This window comes from Pannonibacter sp. CBAS1226, assembly GCF_055685825.1.
The window spans coordinates 62,907-78,412 of the sequence record NZ_JBVOUO010000007.1 but is presented as its reverse complement, the minus strand read 5'-3'; the positions used below and the strand labels follow the sequence as shown (position 1 = coordinate 78,412).

Genomic DNA, 15,506 nt, shown 5'->3' with positions numbered 1-15,506 from the left:
TTGCCTTTTCCAGTCTTGTTCTAGCCTTGCAGGCCTTGAGTCGTTGCGGTGCGGATCCTTCACGCGGTCCGCCCGGCCAGTGAGGATCGTGCCATGAAGATTCACCCAACCGAAGACTTGCGGGTCTTGTCGATTGCCCGGCGGCTGCGGATTCCCGATGTGGGAGCCGCTGCTGCAGAGCTCGCCCCCGTGATTGAAGCTGACTGCCACCGGCATGGGCTTGTCTCTGCCGCTCCCTGGATCTTCATTGCACAGGGCCTGCCGCGCGATGGAAAGACAGAGTTCGACTGGCGTATCTGTCTGCCTGTCACCGGTGCAGAAACCTATGACGGGCCGCTGGATTTTCTGCATCTGGAGCCGGTGATGGTGGCTTCAGCGGTGCACATGGGTCCGCTGCGCAGCCTCTTTACGCAAGGATACCGTCCGCTGCTGCAGGATATCGAGGCTTCCCGCCATGTCCTTTCAGGCCAGAGCCGGGAAATCTACCATGACTGGCGAGGGGCAGGTGCCAGCTTCGGCCGTATCGAGATCCAGTTCGAACTGGCACGCTGAACGGAAAAAGCGCCCAGCGGGGCCGGGCGCTTCTGTCCTGTCTCTTGTCCCCGCGCTCTGCGGAGCGTTTTGAACGATGGCCTCAGTGGGCCTTCGCCTCGATCTGCTTCGGCGTGCCGGCAGCATTGATCTCGATCTTGCGCGGCTTCATCGCTTCGGGGATTTCGCGCAGAAGATCGATGTGCAGCAGGCCGTTCTCCAGATGGGCGCCTTCCACCTTCACATATTCGGCGAGCTGGAAGCGGCGCTCGAAAGCGCGTGAGGCGATGCCGCGGTAGAGCACTTCACCGGCGGTTTCCTCGGACTTCTTCTCGCCCTTTACGGTCAGCGCATGTTCCTTGGCCTCGATCGAGAGATCGTCATTGCCGAAACCGGCAACGGCCATGGTGATGCGGTAGGTGTTTTCGCCCGTCCGCTCGATGTTGTAGGGCGGATAGCTCGGGGTGTCGGAGGTGGCGCTGTCGAGCATCGAGAGCAGCCGGTCAAAGCCGACGGTGGAGCGGTAAAGCGGGCTGAGATCAAAATGACGCATGGTTCTGTCCTCTTCATGAGCAACTGAATGCATGTGCCGGTGCTCCCCCAATTCAGGCGGGAAACCGGCCGTTCCGCAGGCCCGTCTGGCGCCTGCAGCAATGAGGTAGGGAGGGGCTCCGGCGGTTTCAAGACCCGTTGGCACCCCCCTGCCGGTGCAGATGAACGGCGGATGAACAACGCCTTCCGTTTTGGTTCAAGCGCCAGGGTGCATCTTCTTCACAACAGGCCGGCACTGCAGAGAAACACCGCCAGCCGCAGACAGGAAGAAAGGAGCATACCATGCTGAAGACCCTCATCTCCGCCACCGTGATTGCCGCCACCGCAGCTCTCGCCACCGTTCCGGCTCAGGCCTCCTCCGGCCTGTCCATTGAACTTCGCGCCGGTCAGGGCGCACCTGTCGTGCAGATCGATGGCCGTGGCCCGCACTGGGGCCGTGGTCCGGACCGCGGCCGCGATTGGGGCCGCCGTGATGTCCGGCTCTCCGCCCGTGATGTCCATCGCAGCCTGCGCCAGCGTGGCTACGAAAGGATTGATGTGCGCGATGCCCGCGGCCCGGTCTATGTCGTGTTCGCCACGTCCCGCCGCAGCGGTCCGGTCAAGCTGACGGTCAATGCCTACAACGGCAGCATCATCGACCAGCAGCGCCTCGGCCGCCGCTGGTAAGCCGCCGCCGGTAAATCTCAGGGCCCGGAGAGTTTCCCTCTCCGGGCCCTGACTTATACTGCTCCCTGTCCAAGACAGTTGAGCTGGCGCGCTGGCCAAGGTAACTCTGGGAAGCCTGCCCCTTGTGCCCGAGGCTTCCCAGATGACCCTGACCGAAATTCCCGGCAACCCGATCCCTGATGGCGCGGTGGCCGGCTTCATTGAAACGCCGGATCGCGTCAGGCTGCGCTTTGCCCGCTTTTCCGCAAAGCCGGGCCAGCTCAAGGGCACTGTGACCCTGCTGCAGGGGCGGGCGGAGTTCATCGAGAAATATTTCGAGGTCATCACGGAGCTGCAGGAGCGCGGCTTCCACGTGGTGGCTTTCGACTGGCGCGGGCAGGGCGGTTCCGACAGCCATCCCGGCTCGTTGAAGCGCGGCAATGTCAGCAGCTTTTCCCGTTACCGTATCGATCTCGAGACTGTGGTGAGGCAGATTTCGCTCGCCGACTGTCCGGGGCCGCATTATGTGCTGGCCCATTCCACAGGCGGTGCGGTGTTCCTCTCGGCAACGGAGCGCCTGCGCACGCAGATTTCCCGGGCCGTGCTTTCGGCACCTTTCACCGGATTGAGTGATTTTGGCCGCAAGGAACGGATGATCTTCCGGCTGGTGCGGCTTCTGGCCATGCTGGGCCTTGCCCTTGCGCCTGTGCCGGGGCGGGGAAACGGCAAGGCCGAAACCTTCGAGACCAACCGTCAGACGAGCGACCGGCGGCGTTTTGAGCGCATGGTGGAAATCGGCAAGGCCAATCCCGCTCTCGAAATCGGGCCGCCCACCATTGGCTGGCTGGCGGCCGCCGTGCGCTGCCTGATGTCGTTCCGCGAATTGCGGTTTGGCCCGTCCGTGGCCGTGCCGGTGCTGATGATCACCGCCGGACGGGACCGGATCGTCTCAAGCCGGGCAACGGAAGAGCTGTCGACCCGGATCCGGGCCGCCGGCTTCATCGAGATTCCCGGGGCCGAGCATGAGCTGCTGATGGAGCAGGACGTCTACCGCGACCAGTTCTGGGCTGCCTTCGACGCCTTCATCCCCGGCGAGGAATGAAGGCGCCTGAGAGACGGCTCAGGAGAGAAGGCTCAGGTCTGCGGCACATCCATAAGCTGCTTCAGCACGATTTCATGCAGGCGCGGATCGCCGCTGGCAACAATCCGCCCGCCATTGACCGGTGAGCCGCCGCTCCATGTGGTGACAACGCCGCCCGCCCCTTCGATGATGGGGGCAAGAGCCACGATGTCATAGGCCTGCAGACCGGCCTCGATCACCACATCGGCCATGCCTGCCGCCACCATGCAATAGGCGTAGCAATCGGTGCCATAGCGGGCGAGGCGGACCTGTTTCTCGATGCGGTCATAGGCCTCCTTCTCCACCGGCTTGAAGATGCGCGGGCTGGTGGTGAAGAGCACCGCGTCGGCAAGGCTGGCGCAGGCGCGGGATTTGAGCTGCCGCGTGCCCAGCGGGCCGCGGTACCAGGCGGACTTGGTGTCGCCGGCATAGGCCTCGTTCACATAGGGCTGCACCATCATGCCAAGGCTGGGCCTGCCGTTGGTCGTCAGGCCGATCAGCGTGCCCCAGGTGGGCAGGCCGGTGATGAAGGATCGGGTGCCGTCGATCGGGTCCAGCACCCAGACATGCTCCGCATCCGTGCGTTCGCTGCCGAATTCCTCGCCCAGAATGCCGTGCTCCGGGTGCCGGGCGTTGATCAGGGCGCGCATCGCCTCTTCGCCGCCGCGGTCGGCCACCGTCACCGGATCGAAGCCGCCGCTGAGCTTGTTTTCCACCCCGTGGCTGGTGCGGAAATGCGGGAGGATGGCGGCGCTGGAGGCTTTGGCCAGATCTTCGAGGAAGGGATAGAAGTCATGTGATATTTGCATGTCTGATATGCCTTCCTTGCATGTCTTGCCGTTTGAGGCTCATTCTGCCGCGCAACATACGGATTTTCGCGGAGACTTCCATTTATTTCAGCCACTTAATAAATGCTGCAGTGCCCGCAGTTTTAGCCTCCGCCACGCCATGCCGTCAAAGGGAACCGCTTGGAAAGGTGCGGAACCTCTTGACGTTTGTGCGCTGCAATGCGACCTTATTGCAGCGCGATACGACGCGTTGCGTTGTAGCGCCGCCCTCCTTGGGCGTTTCCTCCCTAGACTCGGGCCGCCTCTTTTGAGTGCGGCCCTTTTTTCTGGGGCGCGCCAGCCTGCGCTGTCTTGAGGTGCGTTACTCGGCGGCGATGGACCAGGCGGAAAAGGCACTGTCGGGCATGGCGGTCAGCTCCCGCACAAAGTCCATGAGATCGGCCGCGACGCGGACAAAATCCGCGCCCCGCTCATGGGTTTCCTCATCCATGTAAAGGCCCCGGTTGATTTCCACCTGCAGGGCATGCAGCCCCTTGGCCGGGCGCCCGTAATGCTCGGTGATGAAGCCGCCTGCATAGGGCTTGTTGCGGCTGACCGTGTAGCCCTTCGAGCGGAGCAGATCCGCCGCCATGTCCGTCAGCTCGATGGGGCAGGAGGTGCCATAGCGGTCGCCCAGGATGAAATCCGGGCGGATGCCGGAGGTCTGGCACCTCACGGTGGAGGGCATCGAGTGGCAGTCGATCAGCACCGCGTAGCCGAAAGCCACATGGGTCTGTGCCAGAAGGCGGCGCAAGGTGGAGTGATAGGGTTTGTAGATGGCCTCGATCCGCGCCATGCCCTCTTCCACGGTCAGGCGGCGGGCGTAGATTTCCTGGGTCTCGCTGACGACGCGGGCAATGGTGCCAAGACCGCCAGCCACCCTCAGCGAGCGCACATTGGCATAGGCAGGCAGGCGCCCCTCGAACATCTTCGGGTCCAGTTCATAGGGTTCCCGGTTCACATCCAGATAGGCGCGGGGGAAGCGTGCCCGCAGCAGCGGCGCACCTATCGGCACCACGCCGGCGAACAGCTCGTCCACGAAGGCATCTTCCGACTTGCGGATCGTCAGCCGGTCCAGCCGGGAGGCGTCGAGAAAGCTCTGCGGGTAGCAGACACCGGAATGGGGGGAGTTGAACACGAAAGGCAGGCGCTGGTCGGCGGGCGCGAGAATCTCGAAGGCTGGTTCAAAGACGGGCTCCGCTCCGAAGCCGGTGATGATGCGCATGGGGCTGACCGCTTTCCGCTCTGCCGGCAAACCTGCCCGGTCGCAAGCTTGCTGTTTCCTTATCTTGCCAAGGAATCAACAGTCCTGTCCACAAATGAGCGAAAGCGCGGTGTTCAAGCCCGCTTCACTCTATCTTTACGGCGGATTGGAATTATAACTGGCATCGAGCACCCACCCCCGGCGGTGGTTTCCCTGAGTTTCGGAGTTTGACGGTTGTCCACCATGTCGCGAATCCTTCTGGCGGAAGACGACAATGATATGCGGCGCTTTCTGGCCAAGGCGCTTGAGAACGCCGGCCATGATGTCGTGTCCTTTGATAACGGCAAGAGCGCCTATGAACGCCTGCGGGAAGAGCCTTTCGCCCTGCTGCTGACGGATATCGTCATGCCGGAGATGGACGGCATCGAGCTGGCCCGCCGCGCCACGCAGCTGGACCCGGACCTCAAGGTCATGTTCATCACCGGCTTTGCGGCCGTGGCGCTGAACCCGGATTCCAATGCGCCGAAAGATGCCAAGGTTCTGTCCAAGCCCTTCCACCTGAAGGACCTTGTGCAGGAAGTCGAACGCATGCTGGCAGCCTGAGGGCTGCCGGTCAGTGATGTGGGAAGGCGTCTTTCCACAGGTCAGTGCCGTCTGAAAAATTGTTTGACGGTTCTGAGATTGGGGTCTTGCACAGTCCGGCGATCCCCGTTATATCGCTGACCACCGCAGCGCTCCGGCGCTTGGTTCCGAAGATTTCGGGCGTGTAGCTCAGCGGGAGAGCACTACGTTGACATCGTAGGGGTCACAGGTTCAATCCCTGTCACGCCCACCATTATTGCAGCAGGCAAGGCGAGGGCCCGGTCAGCTGCAGGTGAGGAAAGAAGCCTCAGGCGCGATATCCGCGCCGGGGTTTTTGGCCAGAAACCAAGTCCATGCGGGCGCCCAGGCGCCCGTTTCTTTTGAGTAGAACAGCAGGGCCCTTCCGGGGACACAACGATGAAGATCAAGAACTCTCTCAAGGCGCTGATGGCCCGTCACCGGGAAAACCGCATGGTTCGCCGTAAGGGCCGCGTCTACATCATCAACAAGAAGAACCCGCGCTTCAAGGCTCGTCAGGGCTGAGTTGCTGGTGCTCGCGGGATCGTGAGCCCCTTCTTGCTTTGCAGGATTGACGGCCGCGTGCAGCAAGGTATCCTTGCCAGCATGCGGCTTTTCCTGTTTGTAGCTTTCCTTCTTGCCCTTCCGCTCCAGCCATCGCTGGCGCAGGAAGTGACGCCCGGCACGCCACCGCCTTCCGCAGAGGATCTTAACACTCTGCCGCCGGAAGGCGATGAGGATGCGTCCGGTGCTGCAAGGGCGCCTGAGGTCCAGGCTGACGAGAAGCCGCTGGACAGCCTCTACCGGGACCTTGCTGCTGCAAAATCGGACCGCGATGCGGCTCCGATCGCGCGCAAGATCCAGCGGGCGCATCTTGAATCCGGCAGCGACACGGTGAACCTGCTGATGCAGCGCGCGGCCGTTGCTCTCAGGGCCGAGGACTATGGCCTTGCCCTCGATCTCATGGATGTTGTGCTGCGCTTGAAGCCCGATTATGCCGAGGGCTGGAACCGCCGGGCGACTATCTACTATGTGCAGCGCGAGTATGGCCGTTCGCTGGCCGACATCGAGCACGTTCTGGCGCTGGAGCCCCGACATTGGGGCGCGCTGTCCGGTCTGGCGATCATCCAGCGCCATCTGGACCAGAAGGAAAAGGCCTTGGCCACCTTCCGGAGTGTCTCGCAAATACATCCGGGACTGGAAAGCGCACGTAAAGCAATCGAAGAGCTTGAGAAGGAACTGGCCGGCGAGCCGATCTGAGGCCGGGCCCGTTCCCTTGCTGCCGCACTCAGGCTCAACCGGCTGCCGGAGTGTCGTTGTTGCTGATTGTTGTCGCCGTTTTCCTGTTCCTCGCCCTCTATACCGAATTGCGCCGCAGGCGCATCAATGCCCGTCATAAGCCGGCCGGAACCCTTGGCTTTGTTGACCGTGCATACGTGCACTATGTTCGTTCGTGGCCTCCTGCTGTCTCTGGCGATGTGCCCCGCCTGCTTTTCATCCATGGGGCGAGCGGAAACCTGCAGGATCTGCACCTCGCCTTTGCGCCGCATTTCAAGGACACGCACGAGATGCTGTTCGTGGACCGGCCGGGCCTTGGTTTCTCCGAGCGGAACCTGCCGCCGGATGCCTCGCCGCGGGATCAGGCCCGGCGCATCGCCGCGCTCCTGAAAATGCTGGACTTCGGGCCGGCTGTTGTCATCGGCCATTCCTTTGGGGCTTCTGTGGCCGCTGCATTGGCGCTGGAGGCGCCGGAGCGGGTCAGGGGCCTCGTCTTTCTGGCGCCCGCCACCCATCCCTGGAATGGCGGCGTCGCATGGTACTACAAGCTCGCTGCGCTGCCTGTGATCGGGGAACTGTTCTGCCGCACGCTGGCCTTGCCCGCTGCCGAGCGTCTGGCGCCTGCCTCCATGCGCAACGTCTTTGCGCCGGCAAGCGTGCCGGAGGGATATGACACGGCCATCGGCGTGGATCTGTTGTTCCGGCCGGAGAGCTTCCGCGCCAATGCCATGGACCTTGCCGCCTTCAACCGCCATCTGGCGCAGCAGTGCCGTGACTACGGCGCCATCACCCAGCCGGCCCTTGCCATCACAGGCGATCAGGACACGGTTGTCTGGCCCAGCATTCACTCGAAGGGCCTGGAGCGCGATCTGCCCAATTGCCGCCTGATCGAACTGCCCGGCGCCGGCCACATGCCGCAGCACAGCCACACGGAGGAGATCGTGGCGCTGATCCGGGGGCTTTGAGGCGTGGGGGGGAAGCGTGCGGGCGCTTGAAAAACCAAAGCCACCCCGAGGGGTGGCTTGGCATTTAACTCCCGTCTCCGGGCGGCGGAAGAATGTTTCCATTCCCGCATATGTCTTCAAATATGCGTCTTACTGCTCAAAAGTCAAGGTAAGTGCTTAAGGAAGAGGTTCCGCAAGAGCCCTTGTCATCAGAAGCAGGACGTCCCTCAGTTCCGCAGAGGGCAGTTTCGGGACACCGCCCTTCACTTGCCGCAAGCGGCTGGTGGCAACGGTGCAGGGGTGATCGCATAGAATCCAGCTTACTCTGCCATCCAGCTTGTCGCGAGTCGCCTTGCTGACCTCATGGGCCATCCCGTCATCTGCATTCCTAAGTGATGTTGAAAAAGGCAGAACTGTAACCTTGCCGTGAAGCACGTTCTTGCGGCTTACGATGACGCAGGGCCGGGTCTTCCACATTTCAGGGAGCTCAACTTCGGTTTCCCGATGGAAGTTACACCAGTAAAGGTCGCCGACGCGCGGTGTGCCCTTGATGACTGGCCTGAATTTCTTGGGCCAGCGTGATTCAGAAACTCGTTTGATCTGAGTAAGCCATTCCTGGATCCAGAACTCCGGGTCAGTTTGATGATGGCCGCTCTGATTCATTCGAGTGCAGTCCAGGAAATTTGTCAGAAGAGATTTTCGCAAACTTCGCCATATATCAAGTGTAATCTATTCTTTGCCCCTTTGGGTTGTGCTCCTTCAAACAAAATGGCCCGCCAGGGGCGGGCCATCAGGTATCAGGTGTTTGAGGGCTCTCAGAGGCCGCTCTGGCCGTCGCTGCCGACGAAGGCGATGCGCAGCATGTTGGTGGAGCCGGGGGTGCCAAAGGGCACGCCGGCCGTCACGATCACGCGCTGGCCGGGCTTGGCGAAGCCTTCCTGGCTGGCGATCTTGCAGGCGCGGTTCACCATGTCATTCTCGTCGTTCGCATCCTCGCTGACGACGCAGTGCAGGCCCCAGGCGAGGGCAAGACGGCGGGCCGTGGAAGCGACCGGCGACAGGGCGATGACCGGGGCGGAGCAGCGTTCACGCGCGGCGCGCAGGCCCGTGGCGCCCGACGAGGTGTAGCAGACGACAGCCGCAAGGTTCAGCGTTTCGGCGATCTGCCGTGCCGCTGCCGAGATGGCATCGGCGCCGGTGGCCTCCGGCTCGGTCCGCTGCGCGTGGATGATGGTGCGGAAGTTCTGGTCCGTTTCCACCTGCTGGGCGATCCGGTCCATGGTGCTGACCGCTTCGATCGGGAACTGGCCAGCAGCCGACTCCGCCGACAGCATGATGGCATCGGCGCCTTCGAACACGGCCGTGGCGACGTCCGACACTTCGGCGCGGGTCGGCACCGGAGCGGTGATCATGGATTCCAGCATCTGGGTGGCGACGACCACCGGCTTGCCGGCGCGGCGGGCAGCGCGGACGATGCGCTTCTGGAGGCCGGGAACCTGCTCCAGCGGCATTTCCACGCCAAGGTCACCACGGGCAACCATCAGGGCGTCGGACAGCTCGATGATCTCGGCCAGACGGTCGATCGCCTGGGGCTTCTCGATCTTGGCGAGGATGCCGGCGCGGCCGCGCACGATCTTGCGCACTTCGGCAATATCGTCCGGGCGCTGGATGAAGGAGAGAGCGATCCAGTCCACGCTGGTTTCCAGCACGGCGGTCAGGTCGGCGCGATCCTTGTCGGTGAGGGCGCTCATGCCGATTTCCGAATCCGGAACGCTGACGCCCTTCTTGTCGGACAGCTTGCCGCCGACTTCCACGCGGGTCATGGCGCGCGAGGGAGTGCACTCGGTGACAACGAGGCGGATCTTGCCGTCGTCGAGCAGCAGGCGGTGGCCCGGCTGAAGTGCCTTGAGGATTTCCGGATGGGGCAGGAAGACGCGGGAGACGTCGCCTGGGGTGGGGGCGGAGTCCAGCACGAAGGTGGCGCCGTCTTCCAGCATCACCGGGCCTTCGGCGAACTTGCCGACGCGCAGCTTCGGGCCCTGGAGGTCGGCGAGAATACCGATCGGGCGGCCGACCTTCTCCTCGACAGCGCGGATGCGGCGCACCAGTTCGCGCATCAGATCGTGGTCAGCATGGCTCATGTTGATGCGGAACACATCCGCACCGGCCGTATGCAGCTTCTCGATCATCTCCTGGGTGGAAGAGGCCGGTCCCAGAGTTGCAAGAATTTTAACGCGCCGATTTCGCCTCATTGTGCACCCGTTCCCTGTTGTACCGGCTCAGTCAGCTGAACCGTCCAGTTGCTCTGCTCGCCTGTGTCGATTTCGAAAAATCCAGTGCGCTCGTAGCCGCGCGCCACACAGTCTTCAATTCCGCGAATCGTGAACTCTTTTTCGCGCGTACACATGTACGCCCGGCCGCCCCATTCGCCAAACTGATCGTAATCGACGGCATAAATGTAATAGTAGCGTGACACAAGTGCCCCCGGCACAAGCGTTTCACAGCTGTTGGCTGCCAGGTTCCACCAGCCTTCGGTGACCCAGTCAGTCTTGTCCTTGTATCCAATGGCAACGCCAACGTTGCTTTCGGTCTTGTTACACAGGCGCAAGTCCGCTTTTGCCGTATCACTCAGGAGAGCAACAGCAACAAAAGCTGCAAATGCAAGAGCTGCACGCGCAAAGCCTGTGCCGGTCCATGCCGGATCTCTCATGCCCTGCGTTCCTTGTCCGTGATCATTAAACCGATTTAATCCGATAATTTGTGAGGACTTTTGCGGTCCGGGTCATGTCCTGTCAATGACAACGGCACGGAAGTCGTTGACATTGGTGAAAGTTGGCCCGGGGGTCAGCAGATCCCCAAGCTTCTCGAAGAAGCCGGTGCTGTCGTTTCTCGCCAGAAATGCGGCAGCATCAAGACCCGTGGCCGATGCGCGGGCGAGGGTGGACGAATCGAGCATGGCACCAGCCGCGTCATCGGCGCGTCCGCGTCCGCCGTCCGTGCCGTCCGTATCCCCCGCGACTGCCGAAATGCCTTCGGTGCCGTTGAGGGCGAGCGCCAGCGCCAGCGCATATTCCTGGTTCGGCCCGCCGCATCCGTCGCCGCGGATGGTAACCGTCAATTCTCCGCCGGACAGAAGCACGCAGCGCCGGCCGCTCCGCTGCAGGTCAAGGGCCAGTGTTGCATGCGAGGCGGCGACGTCGCGCGCCTCACCTTCAAGGCTGTCGCCCAGGATGATCGTCTCGTAACCGGCGGCCTCTGCCACGCGCCTTGCGGCCTCGATGGACTGCATCGGCGTTGCCACCAGCGTGTAGCTGCGCCCCTCGAAAGCGGCATCGCCCGGCTTGATGCTTTCGTTGGCCGGGTCGTTCAGTGCAGCCTGAATGGAGGGCGGCAGGCTGATGCCGCGTGCCAGGCACAGGCCGCGCGCATGCTGCAGCGTGGTCGGGTCCGGCACGGTGGGGCCGGAGGCAATCACCGCAGGATCGTCGTGGGGCACATCCGACGCGGCCAGCGTCGTCAGCGCCACATCCGGACGGATCGCCTTGGCAAGGCGGCCGCCCTTGATGCGCGAGAGATGCTTGCGGATGGTGTTGATCTCGTCGATCGTCGCCCCGGAGCGCAGCAGCGCCTTGGTCAGCGCCTGCTTGTCGGCAAGAGACACGCCTTCAGCCGGGGCAATCCAGTTTGCAGAGCCGCCGCCGGAGAGCAGCACCACCACATGATCGCCGGCTCGCGCGCTGCGGGCGATGTCGAGGCAGCGCAGCGTTGCCGCAACGCCCGCCTCATCCGGCACGGGGTGTCCGGCCTCTACCAGTTCGATGGTGCCCGTCGGGCGGGCGTAGCCATGGCGGGTGACGCCAAGGCCCAGAAGCCGGTCCGGCCCGAGGCCGCGGTCTTCCCGGTAATGGCGCTCGGCTGTCTCCAGCATGGAGCCTGCCGCCTTGCCTGCCGCCAGCAGAATGATCCGCCCGCTTTCCACAGGTTCAGGCAAATGCGGGGGAAGGCACTGTCCCGGAAGAGCAGCATCAACCGCAGCCTGAAACAAGGTTTCGAGAAAGGAAGCGGTATGTGTGGCGACGGGCATCGAAAACCTGTTGGTAGAGGCGCCTCTATGTTCTATTTCTTACGCAAGCAAAGCGCTTGCGTCATCCGAATTGCGCATCCTCTCAACCGTCATCCCCGAGCAATGCACTTGAACCCTTCCGCATTTGAGCCTGTCGAAGCCATTGACGGGAATCTTGCCTGCGGCCTGCTGCTGCTGTGCGATCATGCCCGCAACGCCCTGCCGCCCGAATATGGCGATCTGGGCCTGCCTCCGGCACAGTTTGAACGGCATATCGCCTATGACATCGGCGTGCGGCCGCTGACGCTGGAACTGGCACGGCGGCTTGCCGCGCCCGCGCTGATGACGACCTTCTCGCGCCTGCTGATCGATCCCAACCGGGGGGAGGATGATCCGACGCTGGTGATGCGCCTGTCCGATGGTGCCGTTGTGCCCGGCAATGCCCGCCATGATGCGGCAGAGCGGGAGCGGCGCATTGCGCTCTATCACCGGCCCTATCATGACCGTATCGCCGCGACGCTGGATGCCATGCTGGAAGAGGCGGCACCTCCGGTCGTCGTGTCGATCCACAGCTATACGCCGGTCTGGCGTGGCACGCCGCGGCCCTGGCATGCGGGGCTGCTGTGGGACAAGGATCCGCGTGCGGTTACGCCCGTTCTCGAAGCTCTGTCTGCGGATGGAACGCTTGTCGTCGGCGACAATGAGCCTTACGACGGAGCCCTGAAAAACGACACAATGTACCGCCACTGCACCCGGCGCGGCCTGGCCCATGTGCTGATCGAAGTCCGGCAGGATCTGATCGGCGATGAGGCGGGTGTGCTGGAATGGGCCGGCCGGCTGGAGTCCATCCTGCGCCGCATGACCGGCATGCCGGACCTGCGCCAGATCCGGCATCACGGGTCGCGGGCGGACTGAAACAAGCGGAGAGACAGCGATGGATCTTGATGCAGCAACGCAGGAAAAGCTGGAAGCAGCGGCGTTCCGCCGGCTGGTGGAGCATCTGCGCAAGCGCACCGATGTGCAGAACATCGACATGATGAATCTCGCCGGCTTCTGCCGCAACTGCCTGTCCAACTGGATGGCGGAGGAAGCAGGCAAGGCGGGTGTCGCCCTTGGCAAGGACGAGGCAAGGGAACTTGTCTACGGCATGCCTTATGAAGACTGGAAGCGGCTCCACCAGCGCGAGGCGACGGCGGAACAGAAGGCTGCCTTCGACGCCAGCCGTCCGGAGCACTGATCCGGCTTCAAACTTTGGGACTTCCCATCAAGCCGCCGCTTGACCCGGCCTTCGGACCGTGGCAGGGCAGGCGCAATTCACAACTGAAGGAGTGCTAGCATGTCAGATCCGGGTGGCGTTGCCGCAGACCAGCTCAGGGCGTTTATCGAGCGTATCGAGCGTCTTGAGGAAGAAAAGAAAGTGATCTCCGACGACATCAAGGATGTCTATGCGGAGGCCAAGGGCAACGGCTTTGACGTCAAGATCCTGCGCAAGGTGATTTCCCTGCGCAAGAAGCAGCCGCATGAGCGTGAGGAAGAGGAAGCGGTTCTCGACCTGTACCTCCAGGCCCTCGGCATGTCGGCCTATTCCGGCAACGGCTGAACGCAGACCACCGGTTTGCAAACGGGCGGCGTGGCCGCCCGTTTCTTTTCCGGGGCACCGGACATGAAAAGAGCGGCCTCAAGGGGCCGCTCTTTTTGTTTCAAGCTTGTGCTTCCACCCGGTTCAGCGGGTGTAGACCACCGGAAGAATTGCCACGGCGGTGCCGGTGAAGCTGTCGGCACGGATGTCCTGCGGAGCTGCCGTGGTGAAGCTGTTCTTCAGGAAGCGGTTGCCCGGCTCCAGCAGCTCGGTGAGCTTGCGCTGGTTCGGATGGCTCATCTTCGCGAAGGATCCGGTGCGCAGCGTCGATGCGGCCGAGATGATCTCCGGCGAGTTCTTGTCCGGTGCGCGGGCAAAACCAGCCAGCGGATCTTTGATCTGCGCGGGTACGAGGCCGGCAAGGGTCGGAGCAGGCGTGGCCGGCTTCTTCTTGTCGCGGGCCATCCGGGCCGCAGCTTCCGCTGCCTTGGCGCGCAGCACATCCTGCGTGGTCGGCTGCGGCTGGGTGGCGGCCTGCGAGGCATAGGCCATGGCCGCTGCCGTCAGTTGCGGCTTCGGAGCCGGCTGGGTGCCCGTGGCAGCCATGATTGCAGAGACAGGGTCCGTGGCCTGAGCCACGGCGCGGGCGGTTGCCGACTGCGGCTTGGCGTGCGGAACCGCGACTGCGGCCAGTTGCTGCGCGGCGGCTGGCTGGGACGGTGCTGCGGGCGGGACCGGCGCTGCGGCTGCGGCAGCCTGCTTCAGAGCCTCGTCGGCGCTGACGCCGCCTGTATCAGCCGATGCAATCTGGAAGGGGATGTTGGCTGGCTCGCGGGCCCCTGCGGGCTTGCCCTGAGGCAGGGCGGTTGCGGTGACAACAGGAGCTTCGGGTTCAGGCGCACGTGCCGGTGCTGCAGCAGGCGGAGTTGCAGCCACAGTGCCGCGTGCAGCGACTGCGCCCGGGCGCACCTGCGCAGGGGCACGGTCAGGCTGGGCTGCAGCCTCTTCTACATCGTCATCCTCGCCAGAGAAGAGGGCGGCCAGGAAGTTGCGGCCACCACTTGCGGCGGGACGCACAAGGCGGCCATCGTCACCTGAGGTGAGGGTCTGGCCACGTGTGTTCATCCGGCTGGTGCTTTCACCTTCCTCACCGCCGCTGTTGCTGGCGACAACGACGGGGGCAGAGCGGCGGCCGCTCTTCAGCTCGGCCAGGGCCTGCTGATAACCCGGCATCGGCTTGCCATCGGCGGGAATGTGAATGGTCTTGCCGTCCGGGAAGACGCTTGCCAGCTGCTGGCGCGTCATCTTCGGCCAGTGGCGGACGCTGCCGGTGTCCATATGGACGAAGGGCGAGCCGGAGGTGGGATAGAAGCCGACGCCGCCTACCTGCCTGCGCAGGCCGGTGGCACGGAGCTTTGCAAGATCAACGCCGGGGATGAAGAAATCCATCGCCTTGCCAAGCATGTGCTGGCTCTTCTGCGCCACACCGCGCGAGCGGCCGCGCAGCATGTTGTTGGTTGCCGGCGAACGGTAGCTCGACACCACGTGGATGTAATCACGTCCGCCAACCTGCTGGTACACTTCCCAGACCAGGTCGAGCAGATTCGGGTCGATGTTGGTGATCTCGTTGCGCCGCCAGTCCCTCAGGAAACGGTTCGCGTCACGCAGGCCGCCCGGGATATACCGGCCGTCCTTCTTGAACGTGATCTGAACTCTTTCCTTGGTATGCACGTTATAGAGCTTGAGGGTGCGGGTTTCGGCATGTGCGGATGACAGGCCGGGTGCAACCAGTGCAGGCGCAAGGAGCATGGCGCCGAAAACACAGACGAGCGCCACAAGGCGCTTCAGTCGGGTCAGGGCGTTGTCTCGGGCAAACCGTGTACGCAAATCACTTCTCGCATTCTATCGGCCTGGCGGCCGGAACTTCCCCCCGATGATGAAGAGGACGTTACCGGCGTGAGGTTAAGAAGTTTTTACCGTGATTTCATTTCACGGCCCATAGTGGCGAATTTACAACGAGGAATCCAGCCCCTGATTTTGCGTATGCCGCATTTGGTAACCGGCTGATTCCCATTGTCTTGTCCTCCAGTCGAGGCAGATCCAGGAGAAGGTTTCTGCGTCAGCAGTCCGGAACGGCTCAATCAAACATCCATTGACAGATGC

Annotated in this window: 18 protein-coding genes and 1 tRNA gene; 11 read left to right on the top strand and 8 right to left on the bottom strand. The window is 63.0% G+C overall.

Annotation, left to right across the window (positions count from 1 at the left end; genetic code table 11):
* Window positions 1-93 precede the first annotated feature (93 nt).
* On the top strand, window positions 94-552 hold the full coding sequence (locus AC0CMF_RS18755; RefSeq protein ID WP_374629490.1) for a GyrI-like domain-containing protein: 459 nt from the start codon (window positions 94-96) through the stop codon (window positions 550-552).
* Window positions 553-634: 82 nt separating this feature from the next.
* Here the strand turns inward: AC0CMF_RS18755 and AC0CMF_RS18750 are convergent, their stop codons facing one another.
* Window positions 635-1,084, bottom strand: a complete 450-nt coding sequence (locus AC0CMF_RS18750; RefSeq protein WP_026355768.1) for an Hsp20 family protein — start codon at window positions 1,082-1,084, stop codon at window positions 635-637.
* 281 nt (window positions 1,085-1,365) lie between these two features.
* Between AC0CMF_RS18750 and AC0CMF_RS18745 the strand changes: the two genes are divergently transcribed.
* Together AC0CMF_RS18745 and AC0CMF_RS18740 are read left to right on the top strand one after the other, a co-directional pair.
* Entirely contained in the window at window positions 1,366-1,749 is a 384-nt protein-coding gene (locus AC0CMF_RS18745; RefSeq protein ID WP_050472431.1) for a hypothetical protein, read from the top strand.
* A gap of 142 nt (window positions 1,750-1,891) precedes the next feature.
* A complete protein-coding gene (locus AC0CMF_RS18740; protein ID WP_058898755.1) occupies window positions 1,892-2,830 on the top strand; it encodes an alpha/beta fold hydrolase in 939 nt (312 codons plus the stop codon).
* Between the two features lie 32 nt (window positions 2,831-2,862).
* On the opposite strand, the gene hisN is transcribed toward AC0CMF_RS18740, so the two are convergent.
* Window positions 2,863-3,657 (bottom strand): histidinol-phosphatase, encoded by a 795-nt coding sequence (hisN, locus tag AC0CMF_RS18735; protein WP_058898756.1) that lies wholly within the window; start codon window positions 3,655-3,657, stop codon window positions 2,863-2,865.
* A gap of 340 nt (window positions 3,658-3,997) precedes the next feature.
* Window positions 3,998-4,900: an N-formylglutamate amidohydrolase gene (locus tag AC0CMF_RS18730; RefSeq protein ID WP_019964838.1), complete on the bottom strand. Its 903-nt coding sequence runs from the start codon at window positions 4,898-4,900 to the stop codon at window positions 3,998-4,000.
* 222 nt (window positions 4,901-5,122) lie between these two features.
* Between AC0CMF_RS18730 and cpdR the strand changes: the two genes are divergently transcribed.
* From cpdR to AC0CMF_RS18705, 5 genes are all read left to right on the top strand, one after another.
* Entirely contained in the window at window positions 5,123-5,482 is a 360-nt protein-coding gene (cpdR, locus tag AC0CMF_RS18725; RefSeq protein WP_019964837.1) for a cell cycle two-component system response regulator CpdR, read from the top strand.
* 157 nt (window positions 5,483-5,639) lie between these two features.
* Window positions 5,640-5,714: transfer RNA gene (locus tag AC0CMF_RS18720), tRNA-Val, on the top strand.
* A 164-nt stretch (window positions 5,715-5,878) separates the two neighbouring features.
* Window positions 5,879-6,004 carry a type B 50S ribosomal protein L36 gene (ykgO, locus tag AC0CMF_RS18715; RefSeq protein ID WP_019964836.1) on the top strand — a complete coding sequence of 42 codons (126 nt, stop codon included), beginning with the start codon at window positions 5,879-5,881 and terminating at the stop codon, window positions 6,002-6,004.
* A gap of 57 nt (window positions 6,005-6,061) precedes the next feature.
* Entirely contained in the window at window positions 6,062-6,739 is a 678-nt protein-coding gene (locus AC0CMF_RS18710) for a tetratricopeptide repeat protein (RefSeq protein ID WP_208991469.1), read from the top strand.
* A 50-nt stretch (window positions 6,740-6,789) separates the two neighbouring features.
* Complete coding sequence (locus AC0CMF_RS18705) at window positions 6,790-7,722, top strand: alpha/beta fold hydrolase (RefSeq protein ID WP_374629489.1); 933 nt, start codon at window positions 6,790-6,792, stop codon at window positions 7,720-7,722.
* Window positions 7,723-7,878: 156 nt separating this feature from the next.
* On the opposite strand, the gene AC0CMF_RS18700 is transcribed toward AC0CMF_RS18705, so the two are convergent.
* The 4 genes from AC0CMF_RS18700 to AC0CMF_RS18685 form a co-directional block, all read right to left on the bottom strand.
* The gene (locus tag AC0CMF_RS18700) at window positions 7,879-8,364 is read right to left on the bottom strand and encodes a type II toxin-antitoxin system PemK/MazF family toxin (protein WP_082205882.1); all 486 of its coding nucleotides are present in this window, start codon (window positions 8,362-8,364) and stop codon (window positions 7,879-7,881) included.
* Between the two features lie 152 nt (window positions 8,365-8,516).
* Window positions 8,517-9,953 (bottom strand): pyruvate kinase, encoded by a 1,437-nt coding sequence (gene pyk, locus AC0CMF_RS18695; RefSeq protein ID WP_472482415.1) that lies wholly within the window; start codon window positions 9,951-9,953, stop codon window positions 8,517-8,519.
* Complete coding sequence (locus AC0CMF_RS18690) at window positions 9,950-10,411, bottom strand: DUF1036 domain-containing protein (protein ID WP_050472437.1); 462 nt, start codon at window positions 10,409-10,411, stop codon at window positions 9,950-9,952. The genes pyk and AC0CMF_RS18690 overlap by 4 nt, the downstream gene beginning before the upstream one ends.
* A gap of 72 nt (window positions 10,412-10,483) precedes the next feature.
* The gene (locus AC0CMF_RS18685; protein ID WP_374629487.1) at window positions 10,484-11,785 is read right to left on the bottom strand and encodes a glycerate kinase type-2 family protein; all 1,302 of its coding nucleotides are present in this window, start codon (window positions 11,783-11,785) and stop codon (window positions 10,484-10,486) included.
* A 102-nt stretch (window positions 11,786-11,887) separates the two neighbouring features.
* On the opposite strand from AC0CMF_RS18685, the gene AC0CMF_RS18680 reads away from it, so the two are divergent.
* The 3 genes from AC0CMF_RS18680 to AC0CMF_RS18670 all read left to right on the top strand — a co-directional run bounded on the left by AC0CMF_RS18680 (window position 11,888) and on the right by AC0CMF_RS18670 (window position 13,364).
* The gene (locus AC0CMF_RS18680; RefSeq protein ID WP_374629486.1) at window positions 11,888-12,679 is read left to right on the top strand and encodes an N-formylglutamate amidohydrolase; all 792 of its coding nucleotides are present in this window, start codon (window positions 11,888-11,890) and stop codon (window positions 12,677-12,679) included.
* 19 nt (window positions 12,680-12,698) lie between these two features.
* Window positions 12,699-13,001, top strand: coding sequence for a DUF1244 domain-containing protein (locus tag AC0CMF_RS18675; protein WP_050472440.1), 303 nt, complete (start codon window positions 12,699-12,701; stop codon window positions 12,999-13,001).
* A gap of 99 nt (window positions 13,002-13,100) precedes the next feature.
* Window positions 13,101-13,364 (top strand): DUF2312 domain-containing protein, encoded by a 264-nt coding sequence (locus AC0CMF_RS18670; RefSeq protein WP_050472441.1) that lies wholly within the window; start codon window positions 13,101-13,103, stop codon window positions 13,362-13,364.
* Window positions 13,365-13,487: 123 nt separating this feature from the next.
* Here the strand turns inward: AC0CMF_RS18670 and AC0CMF_RS18665 are convergent, their stop codons facing one another.
* Window positions 13,488-15,152, bottom strand: a complete 1,665-nt coding sequence (locus AC0CMF_RS18665; RefSeq protein ID WP_472482429.1) for a peptidoglycan L,D-endopeptidase MepK — start codon at window positions 15,150-15,152, stop codon at window positions 13,488-13,490.
* Between the last annotated feature and the right edge of the window lie 354 nt (window positions 15,153-15,506).

Excerpts from the sequence above, each read along its gene's own strand:
- AC0CMF_RS18755 (WP_374629490.1), top strand. The coding sequence starts at position 94 with ATGAAGATTCACCCAACCGAAGACTTGCGGGTCTTGTCGATTGCCCGG.
- AC0CMF_RS18750 (WP_026355768.1), bottom strand. The coding sequence starts at position 1,084 with ATGCGTCATTTTGATCTCAGCCCGCTTTACCGCTCCACCGTCGGCTTT.
- AC0CMF_RS18745 (WP_050472431.1), top strand. The coding sequence starts at position 1,366 with ATGCTGAAGACCCTCATCTCCGCCACCGTGATTGCCGCCACCGCAGCT.
- AC0CMF_RS18740 (WP_058898755.1), top strand. The coding sequence starts at position 1,892 with ATGACCCTGACCGAAATTCCCGGCAACCCGATCCCTGATGGCGCGGTG.
- hisN (WP_058898756.1), bottom strand. The coding sequence starts at position 3,657 with ATGCAAATATCACATGACTTCTATCCCTTCCTCGAAGATCTGGCCAAA.
- AC0CMF_RS18730 (WP_019964838.1), bottom strand. The coding sequence starts at position 4,900 with ATGCGCATCATCACCGGCTTCGGAGCGGAGCCCGTCTTTGAACCAGCC.
- cpdR (WP_019964837.1), top strand. The coding sequence starts at position 5,123 with ATGTCGCGAATCCTTCTGGCGGAAGACGACAATGATATGCGGCGCTTT.
- ykgO (WP_019964836.1), top strand. The coding sequence starts at position 5,879 with ATGAAGATCAAGAACTCTCTCAAGGCGCTGATGGCCCGTCACCGGGAA.
- AC0CMF_RS18700 (WP_082205882.1), bottom strand. The coding sequence starts at position 8,364 with ATGAATCAGAGCGGCCATCATCAAACTGACCCGGAGTTCTGGATCCAG.
- pyk (WP_472482415.1), bottom strand. The coding sequence starts at position 9,953 with ATGAGGCGAAATCGGCGCGTTAAAATTCTTGCAACTCTGGGACCGGCC.
- AC0CMF_RS18690 (WP_050472437.1), bottom strand. The coding sequence starts at position 10,411 with ATGAGAGATCCGGCATGGACCGGCACAGGCTTTGCGCGTGCAGCTCTT.
- AC0CMF_RS18685 (WP_374629487.1), bottom strand. The coding sequence starts at position 11,785 with ATGCCCGTCGCCACACATACCGCTTCCTTTCTCGAAACCTTGTTTCAG.
- AC0CMF_RS18680 (WP_374629486.1), top strand. The coding sequence starts at position 11,888 with ATGCACTTGAACCCTTCCGCATTTGAGCCTGTCGAAGCCATTGACGGG.
- AC0CMF_RS18675 (WP_050472440.1), top strand. The coding sequence starts at position 12,699 with ATGGATCTTGATGCAGCAACGCAGGAAAAGCTGGAAGCAGCGGCGTTC.
- AC0CMF_RS18670 (WP_050472441.1), top strand. The coding sequence starts at position 13,101 with ATGTCAGATCCGGGTGGCGTTGCCGCAGACCAGCTCAGGGCGTTTATC.
- AC0CMF_RS18665 (WP_472482429.1), bottom strand. The coding sequence starts at position 15,152 with ATGCTCCTTGCGCCTGCACTGGTTGCACCCGGCCTGTCATCCGCACAT.